This window comes from Acinetobacter sp. Gutcm_16 (assembly GCF_028649355.1).
In the GTDB taxonomy this organism is placed as follows: Bacteria; Pseudomonadota; Gammaproteobacteria; order Pseudomonadales; family Moraxellaceae; genus Acinetobacter; species Acinetobacter johnsonii.
The window spans coordinates 209835-220555 of the sequence record NZ_JAQSUV010000024.1 but is presented as its reverse complement, the minus strand read 5'-3'; the positions used below and the strand labels follow the sequence as shown (position 1 = coordinate 220555).

11 protein-coding genes are annotated in these 10721 nt (G+C 39.7%); 5 read left to right on the top strand and 6 right to left on the bottom strand.

Going from position 1 to position 10721, the window contains the following annotated elements; translation table 11 throughout:
* Window positions 1-293: 293 nt before the first annotated feature.
* The 4 genes from PTT44_RS06265 to ftsY all read right to left on the bottom strand — a co-directional run bounded on the left by PTT44_RS06265 (window position 294) and on the right by ftsY (window position 3908).
* Window positions 294-956 (bottom strand): DUF2057 family protein, encoded by a 663-nt coding sequence (locus tag PTT44_RS06265; protein ID WP_168159188.1) that lies wholly within the window; start codon window positions 954-956, stop codon window positions 294-296.
* 197 nt (window positions 957-1153) lie between these two features.
* The gene (locus tag PTT44_RS06260) at window positions 1154-1747 is read right to left on the bottom strand and encodes a nitroreductase family protein (protein WP_168159189.1); all 594 of its coding nucleotides are present in this window, start codon (window positions 1745-1747) and stop codon (window positions 1154-1156) included.
* A 173-nt stretch (window positions 1748-1920) separates the two neighbouring features.
* Window positions 1921-2607, bottom strand: coding sequence for a nitroreductase family protein (locus tag PTT44_RS06255; RefSeq protein ID WP_168159190.1), 687 nt, complete (start codon window positions 2605-2607; stop codon window positions 1921-1923).
* Between the two features lie 194 nt (window positions 2608-2801).
* A complete protein-coding gene (gene ftsY / locus PTT44_RS06250) occupies window positions 2802-3908 on the bottom strand; it encodes a signal recognition particle-docking protein FtsY (protein WP_273795561.1) in 1107 nt (368 codons plus the stop codon).
* Between the two features lie 195 nt (window positions 3909-4103).
* Between ftsY and PTT44_RS06245 the strand changes: the two genes are divergently transcribed.
* Both PTT44_RS06245 and PTT44_RS06240 read left to right on the top strand, forming a co-directional pair.
* On the top strand, window positions 4104-5483 hold the full coding sequence (locus tag PTT44_RS06245; RefSeq protein ID WP_168159192.1) for a M16 family metallopeptidase: 1380 nt from the start codon (window positions 4104-4106) through the stop codon (window positions 5481-5483).
* Window positions 5483-7075 (top strand): M16 family metallopeptidase, encoded by a 1593-nt coding sequence (locus tag PTT44_RS06240; protein ID WP_168159193.1) that lies wholly within the window; start codon window positions 5483-5485, stop codon window positions 7073-7075. Before PTT44_RS06245 ends, PTT44_RS06240 begins: the two co-directional genes overlap by 1 nt.
* A 376-nt stretch (window positions 7076-7451) precedes the next feature.
* Here the strand turns inward: PTT44_RS06240 and PTT44_RS06235 are convergent, their stop codons facing one another.
* Window positions 7452-7811, bottom strand: a complete 360-nt coding sequence (locus PTT44_RS06235) for a hypothetical protein (RefSeq protein ID WP_004697078.1) — start codon at window positions 7809-7811, stop codon at window positions 7452-7454.
* A gap of 217 nt (window positions 7812-8028) precedes the next feature.
* On the opposite strand from PTT44_RS06235, the gene PTT44_RS06230 reads away from it, so the two are divergent.
* From PTT44_RS06230 to PTT44_RS06220, 3 genes are all read left to right on the top strand, one after another.
* Window positions 8029-8262, top strand: a complete 234-nt coding sequence (locus PTT44_RS06230; protein WP_004697075.1) for a hypothetical protein — start codon at window positions 8029-8031, stop codon at window positions 8260-8262.
* Window positions 8263-8402: 140 nt separating this feature from the next.
* Window positions 8403-8783, top strand: a complete 381-nt coding sequence (locus tag PTT44_RS06225; RefSeq protein WP_004984635.1) for a DUF2750 domain-containing protein — start codon at window positions 8403-8405, stop codon at window positions 8781-8783.
* A gap of 131 nt (window positions 8784-8914) precedes the next feature.
* A complete protein-coding gene (locus PTT44_RS06220; RefSeq protein WP_168159194.1) occupies window positions 8915-9346 on the top strand; it encodes a CBS domain-containing protein in 432 nt (143 codons plus the stop codon).
* A gap of 128 nt (window positions 9347-9474) precedes the next feature.
* Here the strand turns inward: PTT44_RS06220 and trpB are convergent, their stop codons facing one another.
* Window positions 9475-10683 (bottom strand): tryptophan synthase subunit beta, encoded by a 1209-nt coding sequence (gene trpB / locus PTT44_RS06215; protein ID WP_168159195.1) that lies wholly within the window; start codon window positions 10681-10683, stop codon window positions 9475-9477.
* Between the last annotated feature and the right edge of the window lie 38 nt (window positions 10684-10721).

Sequence of the window (10721 nt, the reverse complement as noted above, 5' to 3'; positions counted from 1 at the left end):
AATCCACACAAGTTGTTCTTCATAATCTCTTAATGATCTTCTTGCTGATTCGTCATCAGCAAGACCTTCGCTTTAAGTTATTCACTACATTGCGTTGGTGTGCTGCGTATTCTATACAATTTTATTTGCAGCGCAAGTGCATTTAAATAAATAATTCAAAAAAAACCATTCGACTGGTTATTTTTAAAACAAAACATACGTTTTGGGTTAAATTATAGTCAAGTTATCTGCCATGTAAATGCGCTATCTAAATAAAAAAAACAGCTAACGCTGTTTTTTTTAGAATGTACAAGCTACTGTGCTTGTTCAGCAAGCCAAGCCATAAAGGCTTGACGTTCAGATTTAGATGCACTTTTCCAAGTATTAATTAATTGTTGAGCATTACCAGAACTTGTTAAATCTTTTTGTTTATCTGTCCCAACTTTCGCAACAACAGCTTGTGACGTATAGACCGGTGCAGGTTGTACCACTGTCGTTGCTTTTTGAGTTAGATCGGTTGGTGCATCAGTAAATAGATTTTGAAGAATACCTGCATTTTGAGTTTTACTGCCCTTTTGCTCAACCAGTAACTGATTTTTGGCATTGTATAGACCAAAGATCGGCTGCTTAGCATAAGCCTTGGCATCATCATGGTTTTGCGGAGGATTGATCAGCGCCAAACGGTAAGACTGTTGGTCTTGTAAAATTGGAGTCTTAATATTCACAATCCCTGAGCGAACGATATCGTGTGAGCCAATACCCGGATGCTCTTCAAAAAACTGGGTGTAGCGAACACTGATAATATTTTCACCAGCATCAATCTTATATTTATTGTCAGAACTGAATAAACGACTCTTAACCTCTTGCCCATTTAAGCCTTCAATTTTTATTTCCTCCGGTGCAGTAATAGTTACTGCTGAAAATACTGAAGTACTCAACATCAATGCTGCTGTTGCAAGGGTTATGCGTAAGGTCATTTTTACACTCTATCGATGGTTTATTAAAGTTTAGTTGCACTATGCAGTGTATAAATGACAATTTTATGACAATTTCTGAGCTTAGAACCAACTCAGCACTACAATATATAGTGCTAAGCTTTGATATTTTAAAGATAAATCACTAAACAAAAAAAGAGCAGACTTACTCTGCTCTTTTTCATTTTAATGACTAGCGATTAATTAAATGTTTTAAAGCGATCCGCTTCCGCCATAAATGTTTTCTCACCCGCAGGTGCTTCAATCGAACCAAAAACAAGTTGTGCACGAAGTTTCCAATTCGCAGGGATATCGAAGATCTCTGCAATCTCAGCATCTACGATTGGATTGTAATGCTGTAATGACGCACCAATATTTTGTTCAGATAACGCAGTCCATACGGCAAATTGAGCAATTGCAGAAGAATGTTCAGACCAAACTGGGAAATTATCTGCATAAAGCGCAAATTGTTCCTGCAATGATTTTACAACATCTTGGTCTTCATAAAATAAAACCGTACCATAGCCTGCAGCAAAGCTATTAATTTTTGCATTTGTGCCTTCAAAAGCAGCTTCTGGAACAATTTTACGTAAAGTTTCACGCACCACATTCCAAAACTGTAAATGTGACTCACCAAACAAAGTCACAATACGAGAAGTCTGTGAGTTAAATGCAGAAGGACTGTGATTTACCGCTTCTTTAATTACAGATTCAATTTTTTCTGGTGTTAATGCTACATTTTTACCAACAGCATAAATGGTACGACGTTGTTTGATGTGGTCTAAAAATGACATGTTATTTTCCTCAGCGATCTCACGATCTTGTTATATGCAGATTCATATTCATCATAGCTATAATTTCAAATTTGAACACGCTTAATTCAGCGACATAGTGTCTTAAAAATAGAACAATATGCCATAACATTACAAAACTTGATCTAGAAACCACTAAAGACTATGTCGTGTCATTATGCATAGATCATAAAGCGCTCTTCATCTTTATAATGTTCTTTTTCAGCGACTTTTTCCTCTATCGAACCAAAGACCAATTGCGCGCGTAACAGCCAATGTTTTGGAATCTCAAAAACCTTTGAAATGTCAGCATCAATACTCGGGTTATAATGTTGTAATGACGCACCCAAACCCGCATCTGCTAAACAAGTCCATACAGCATATTGGGCCATACCAGAAACTTGCTCTGACCAAACTGGAAATTCTGCCGCATCGAAAGGAATTTTCTTTTGTAATTGTTGGATGATCTGCTGATCTTCATAGAATAGAACTGTACCAAATCCTGCCGAGCATTGATCAACCTTCAGTTCTGCACCAGCAAAAATATGCGCGGGGACTAACTTGCGCTGCACTTCTTTTACTATATTCCAAAAGTGATGATGCGCGTCACCCATTAAAATCACAATACAAGTACTTTGTGAATTATGTGCCGAAGGACAACTTCGCACAGCCTCTTGGATCAATTCAGCTAAATACACCTGACTTAAATGCACACGCTTCCCTAAAACATAAATACTACGGCGCTTTTTTAGTTGATCGATAAATGTGGTTTGTTTTAGGTCTTCTTCGTGATTATTTTTAAATTTTAAGTCTTTGGTTAAGTCCGTTGTTAGAACTTGTCCAATTTTATGTAATAAAGCCATACCGTGTTCCCCAAAATGTACAGTGATGCCTATTGTGTTAGGTACTAGTGTAATCTCAGGAGAATCACTTATATCCATTATGTGATTTCTAAATGCTTGTTTTTAAAACAAACAAATTGAATAAAAAAATAAACTCCGCATTTAGCGGAGTTTATGTGACTGATCTAACACTTTAAAAACAGTATTGTTGAGTCTTATTTCTCTGTTTCGAACAAAGCAGCAACAAAGGATTTTGCAGAGAAAGGACGTAAATCGTCAATTTTCTCACCAACACCAATGAAGCGAATTGGAACATGCGTACGACTGGCAATATTAAATAGTACACCACCTTTCGCAGTGCCATCGAGTTTAGTAATCGTCAGGCCTGTCAAGCCAACTGCCTCATCAAACATTTCTACTTGATTAATCGCATTTTGACCCGTTCCTGCATCGACCACCAACATAATTTCGTGTGGCGCGGTCGCATCGATTTTTTGCATAACACGTTTTACTTTGGTCAACTCTTGCATGAGATGACCTTTGTTATGTAAACGACCTGCGGTATCTGCGATCAAGACATCAACACCTTTCGCACGCGCACTTTCAAACGCATCGAAAATGACAGAAGCGCTGTCAGCACCATGGCCTTGGGCTACTACGGCAATATTATTACGCTCACCCCAAATTTGAAGCTGCTCAGTCGCTGCCGCACGGAAAGTATCTCCCGCAGCAAGCATCACTTTCTTGCCTTCACCTTGTAAACGTTTTGCCAATTTACCAATGGTTGTTGTTTTACCCACACCGTTTACACCCACCACCAAAATCACATAAGGCGTTTTGTTCGGATCGATGTGTAAAGGTTTCACACGTGGTGCAAGTAAAGCCACCAACTCTTCTTGAAGCGCTTTATAGAGCGAGTGCGAGTAAATTAAATCGCCACGTGCAGTACGTTCAGTCAAGTTAGTAATAATGGTTTTCGTTGCATCTACACCGATGTCGGCTACTAGAAGCTGCTCTTCAACTTCTTCAAGCAGTTCGTCATCAATTTCCTTACCGCCGATCAAAATATTGACCATACCATCGGCAAGGTTTTTACGGGTTTTGGTTAACCCTTCTTTCATGCGGCTAAAAAAACCACCTTTTGCAGATGTATCTGCTTCTTCTACGTTTGTTTCAGCAACCACAACTGGACTAACAACTGTTTGCTCTTTTGTTTCAACGATTGGCACATTGACCACAGGTAAACTTGGTAGTGTGACATCGTCATCCCCGATATCAGCATCAATCAAAAATTTGTTCTGCTCATTAGATTGCTGTTGCATGCCGAATCCTTGAAAAGCACTGCGTTAAAAAAGACGGATTCTACCATAAAAGATAGGCTTCCGCTTAGCAACAATACTTTATGTAAACACTTAACAAATCAATACTTCTGGCGCTTGATCTACTTCGCATTTTTCTTAAGAATGGTTATTTATTGAAATGCTTTAACTTCACTTCAACCTGAGCCCAAATTTTATATGCATCACTTATTAGTCACGCATTCTTATAAAAGAAGTTTAGTTGCACTGGGTTTTACTCTATTTTGTTTACCTATAACTACCCATGCACAAATACGCAGTGAACTTACCCGCAGTAGTTTTGAAACTACTTTAAGCAATGGCTTGCAGGTGATTATCCGTGAAGATCACCGCTCCCCGATGGTCATGACCCAAATTTGGTACAAAGTCGGTAGCACTGATGAGTCTGGAAATATAACGGGTATTTCGCATGTACTGGAACATATGATGTTTAAAGGCACATCCAAAGTTCCCAATGACGAATTCAGTCGCTTAAGTCGAATCTATGGCGGTACAGTAAATGCCGCAACATTTACCAATTACACCAATTACTATCAGCTTTATCCTAAAACCTACTTCCCGATGGCTCTAGAGCTTGAAGCAGATCGTATGCGCAATCTCTTACTACGGAGACAAGACTTTGACCCTGAAATTAAAGTGGTGATGGAGGAGAGACGCCTGCGTACCGATGACAACCCACGCTCACTCGCTTTCGAACGTTTCAAATGGATTTCGTATCCCACAAGTCACTATCGTCAACCCGTCATTGGGCACATGAAACACTTGCAAAACATCAGTCTAGATGACGTGAAGCAGTGGTATCAAAAATGGTATAGCCCAAACAATGCGATCTTGGTGATTGTGGGTGATGTCAATGCAGAATCCGCCCTCAGACAAGTTCAAAAATACTTTGGCGACATCAAAAGTCATCCAACACCTGTACGCAATGATGTGACTGAGTTTGAGAACATTGGTTACCGTCACATGGAACAAAATACCAATGTTGAAGTGCCAAATTTATATATGGCTTGGAATGTGAAATCGCTTGCAACAGCAAGCAATCCAGAAGATGTTTATGCACTCACACTTATTCGAAGCTTGTTAGATAGCGGGATCAGCTCTCGATTACAACAGCGCCTTGTACGCGACAAAAAATTAGCGACCGCACTGAGTGTCAGTTATGACCCTTATAACCGTGGAGATAGTCTATTTAGTATCTCCGCACTTCCTGTCACTGGCGTGGAACTTCCCGAACTACAAAAAGCCATTGAACATGAAATTGAGCGACTCCAAACAGAACTTGTTCAACCACAAGAGCTAGAACGGATAAGTACACGCTTCGTTGCAAACTTAATTTATGGTCAAGATGACATTATCGGGCAAGCAAAGATGATTGGAAACTTAGCCGTGAATGGCTTGAATTATCGACTGATGGATCAGCTTCCACAGCATTTTGAAGCGGTTACACCTGAAGATATTCAGCACGTTGCTCAAACTGCTTTTGTTCGTAATAACTTAAGTACGTTGTACCTTCAACCAGAAAAGAAGGCCACAAAATAATGAAAAATCAAAAGACCATCTTTCACCTATTATTTATTACCATGTCTACCTTTTGCACTACCAATGTAATTGCAGATGTAAGTACAAGCAGTATTAGCAATGATGACCCACGTACATTACAGTCTGTTGCTTCTCTACAAAGCTTAAAACAAGTTCAAGCCAGCGACTTTTATACAGCACCACATGTACACGAACTTAAAAACAAATACAAAGTTCGAAGTCTATTTGTCGAGTCACCCGCCTTACCTATGGTGGATATTCAACTTACCTTTAATGCAGGCTCTGCACGAGATATAGAAGTAGAAAAAGGCCTATATGGTGTTGCCAATATGGCGGCACAACTCATCGATGAAGGCACCACGCAACATGATGCAGTTGAAATCGCGAATGCCTTTGAACAAGTCGGGGCTCGTTTTACTGTAGCTGCACACCGTGACATGTTTGTGGTTCGACTGCGTTCGTTGTCTGACCCTAAAAAACTAGATGCTGCGGTAAGTACGATGCTTGAAGTATTAAAAGACTCTACTTTTAAAAATAACAGTATTAGTTTGATGGTGAGCAATACCCAAGTGGGTCAGAAGCAATTGAAAGAAAGTCCGAGTCGATTGATGAGTATTCGCTTTTATCGCGCGCTCTACGGTTCGCACCCTTATGCGGAACCGATTACAGGCACCAATGGCAGTATTAAAAAAATTACGACTCAGCACTTAAAAAAATTCAGAGATGAGTTTTTGGTTAGTCAAAATATGAATATTGCACTGACAGGCCAACTCAGTGTGAAACAAGCACAGAAACTGGCTGAACGAATAAGTGCAGCCATCCCACAAGGTGAAGCAGCAAAGCCACTTGCTATACCACAAGATAAACCTAACTTTGATATTCAACACATTCTGTTTAATTCAACTCAAGCCCATGTCACCATGGGACATCTATCAACCACGCGGGATGATCCGGATCGTTTAGCACTCGAACTGGCTAACCGTATGTTGGGTGGGGGGGGATTTAGCTCCATTTTAATGAAAGAACTACGTGTTAAACGTGGATACACCTATGGAGCAAACAGTGCTTTAACATTTAGCCAATCGGCTGGAAGTTTTAGTCTAAGTTATTCAACCCAGCAAGATCAGCTCATGGACAGCATACAAGTGGCGCATAAAGCCCTAGTTGACTTTGTCCATCAACCAATTGATGCACAGCAGTTAAAAGAAACTAAAGCCGGTATGTTACGCAGCCTACCTAACAGCTATAGCAGCAATGCAAACATCAATGCACAACTTGGCTCTATAGGGTTTTATCAGCAAGATGCGAATTATTTAGCCGACTACCCAAAACGTTTAACTGCGATCACGCCTTTAGATGTTCAAAATGCGATACGTAAACACATTCACCCTGAAAGTCTTACCCTTGTGATTGTCAGTAATGCTTTAGATAAAGAGCAACTTCGACATATTTTAGAATTGAATCTTGACCCGAATATTAAGCAAAGCATGCCGCATCCTGATCAAATTCCTGCGATTATTGAACCTCCGGAGCCAATGCCGGAAGCTGCTTCGCCCTATTCTGCTCAAACTGATGAGCCTGCATTAATCTAAAGTAATCAATATAGGAAATCTGGTTTTCCAAAACCAGATCTTGAGCCATCTCTTGTGTTTCTGGGAAAGTCGCTTGATGAGATAAGCGACTTACATTTTCAAATTGGCTTGGAGAAATGGGTCGAGATAAAGCAATACTCGATAAAATGACAATAAGCATAATGATCGATGCCATCAGACCATTATAAATTTGTACAAGTGTAATCTGTGATTTTAATTTAAGAATTTTTTGGATCGCAATGTGCATAACCTACCTCTAATGAAACTAGTGTAAGTAGCGAATTGCATAATCACAAGTTGAAATGCTGAAAAATGCCCCCATTAATGCTAAAGAGGACATAATTTCAGCAAGTCAGATTGTTTGTAAAGCAGAAGTCTAACCAACAATGCTACGAATAACTGCAAAATAGAGCACCAAGGCAATTACCCCCAATGCAATCATAATGGCGAAAGCCCCAACACCATTTTCTGCATCTGCAGGGTGTGCAGGATCGTCATCTGCAATACGTCTTAGCTCCCCATTGTATGTTTCATAAAAATCAGCCCGTTGATTTTCATCAAGCTGACGTGTGAAATCATAAACTCGTTTACGTTGTGCCAAACAAAAATCCCCAAGATGAATTTCTTGATGGAAAACTGCTTCATCTAATAGTGTTCGGTGATATTGCGCCAACGCTACAATTTGAGAAACAGTTGGAGGCATATCAAAATCAAAACCGTCTAATGTATTTGTCATGTTATTCTCCTTATAAAATACAGTTTCCTGTTTTATTATCATATTCAATCTTTTGATTGTTCATTGTTTAATCATGTAAACAAAATAAGATGAAGAATACTCGACAATATATTTGACAATTCCAGCAATTTGTAATAAATATTTAACATTAGCGTGATATTTATATCTAAAGGTAAAAATACCTTTAAGTGATCATAATTAGAATAAGGAGCTTAATATGATTCAACAAATCTCTCATCATGACTTAGAACATGCGTATGCGGATGCAGTAAACACCATTCAATCACAAATGAACTTCGTAGAAGCAGTACAACAGTTAGAAAGCGTTGCACGCGCAGGCCACGGTAAAGCAGCACTGTTTTTAGCAGAACTTTATTATCAAGGTTTCCGCGTAGAACGCGACTCGCTTAAAGCACAATACTGGCAACAGCTTGCCACCATGAAAGCATAATAAAACGTCACCTAGGTGGCGTTTTTTTTGAGCCTAACATTTTGATATGACATATTTATTTACATAGTTATGCAAAGCTTACACTGAACTTTCATCTTAATTATTTAAAATAGCGTCATGTTCCTTAATGACATAACGCTATGTACAAAATTTTGAAACTACAACCGATTTCAAATCATTTATATTTAAAAATCAATATTCTAAGAGGCATGATGTACTGCGGTATTCTTTGGGGGCTTTACAACGCTGAACAGCAAGGCTGGGCGATGACCTCAGATCACGATGACTATGTTTTCCCTTTTTGGCTCAATGGTTTACACGCACACCAATATGCTCAATTGCACTGGCCAAACTATATTCCTAAAAAAATCACGCCACAAGATTTCCAAAGCGCATTACTGCCTACTCTGTCACGCTTAAAAGTCACCCCCGCGCTATGTAATGGCACAAAGCGTATGAAGCTCAGTACGTCTCAAATGCGTCACTTTTTTTTCAATGACCGTATTCTGTCGCCAGCTTAAGGCTCATTAAGAACAATAAGACGTAATTAACTTATTATTTTATTGAGAGCTATGACTGTAAAGTATTTGCTTTTTTTTAAAATCGCGCTAATTTAAATATAAAACAATAACCACAACCGAGGATATGCCCTATGACCAATGTTGCTCAAGTATTAAAAGATAAAGTACATCAAGCAATCTACACCATCAGCCCTGAAGCCACGGTTCTTGAAGCAATTTCACTTATGGCAGATAAAGGCATTGGTGCACTTGTGGTCACACACGAAGAACGCGTTGTAGGTATATTGTCCGAACGTGACTATATGCGCAAAGTCATGTTGATGGAACGTAGTTCGAAGCAAACCACAGTCAATGAAATTATGACAGCCAAAGTACTGACAGTCACAACAGCCGTTACGGTTGAAGAATGTTTAGACCTTATGACAGACCGCCACCTACGTCACTTGCCTGTGGTTGAACAAGATAAATTATTGGGACTCATTTCGATTGGTGACTTGGTTAAAGCGGCAATGGATGATCAAAAGAAACTGATTGAGCAACTACAACAGTATATTTCAGGTTAAGTTTTAATGTTTAGGTGTTCAACCATAAACATATACTCAGCATTGGCTATTAATGATAAAAACAAGATCATAAAAAATCCCTGCTCTAAACAGGGATTTTTTATATGTAAATATGAAAAACTTGAACCTTAATTCAGACCTATTTTTTCAGCGACATAGTCTGCATCTTTGTCGCCACGTCCAGATACATTCACCACAATTTTAATATCTTTGGCCAACTTTGGAGCTTCACGAAGCGCCCATGCTACGGCATGTGAACTTTCAAGTGCAGGGACAATCCCTTCAACACGTGACAACCGCATAAACGCATCCAAGCACTCTTGATCAGTCGCAGTGGTATATTCGACACGACCCAAGTCTTTCAGCAGACTGTGCTGAGGCCCGACGCCAGGATAATCTAGACCTGAAGCAATCGAGTGTACTGGTAACGGTTCACCCTGATCATTTTCAAGTACATAACAGGCCATACCATGAATCTGACTTGGTTTACCTAAAGTTAAGGTTGCCGAGTGCATGTCGGTATCTAGACCATGACCTGCTGGTTCGACACCAATCAATTTCACATCTGCATCGTTCAAAAATGCGGTAAAAGCCCCCATAGCATTTGAACCGCCACCGACACATGCAACCACATAATCTGGGTTCGCACCAAAGCGCTCATGGGTTTGTTCTTTAATTTCTTTACCAATAATCGACTGGAAGTCGCGCACCATCATTGGAAATGGATGTGGCCCAACAACCGAACCAATAGCATAGATATAATGGGTTGGATCTTTTAAATACTCTTCAAAAGCACTGTCCACAGCATCTTTCAATGTTGCGGTACCACGTGTCACTGAAATGAGTGTTGCTCCAAGGATTTTCATTTTGACGACATTGGGATGTTCTTTTTCAATATCCACCTGCCCCATATGAATTTCACACGGAATCCCGACCAAAGCACAGGCTGTTGCTAATGCAACGCCGTGTTGGCCTGCCCCCGTTTCTGCAATCACTTTGGTTTTACCCATATATTTTGCAAGCAGCGCTTCACCCAAACAGTGATTAATTTTATGTGCGCCTGTGTGGTTTAAGTCTTCACGTTTAAGATAGATCTGCGCCCCGCCCAACTGTTCAGATAACCGTTTTGCATAAAACAACGGACTTGGACGACCAACATAGTGCGCAAACAGTTCAGCAAGTTCAGTTTGAAATTCTTCTGTTGCACGAATTTGCTCGTAAGCGACTTTAATGTCATCCATTGCCGCTTTTAAGTGAGGTGGAATAAACTGACCACCATAGTTACCAAAAAAGCCCGCCTCATTCGGCAAAGCAATACCATTAATTTGATGATCCATTCTTTTATGATCCTTATTCTTAAAATGTGCTTTCTTTC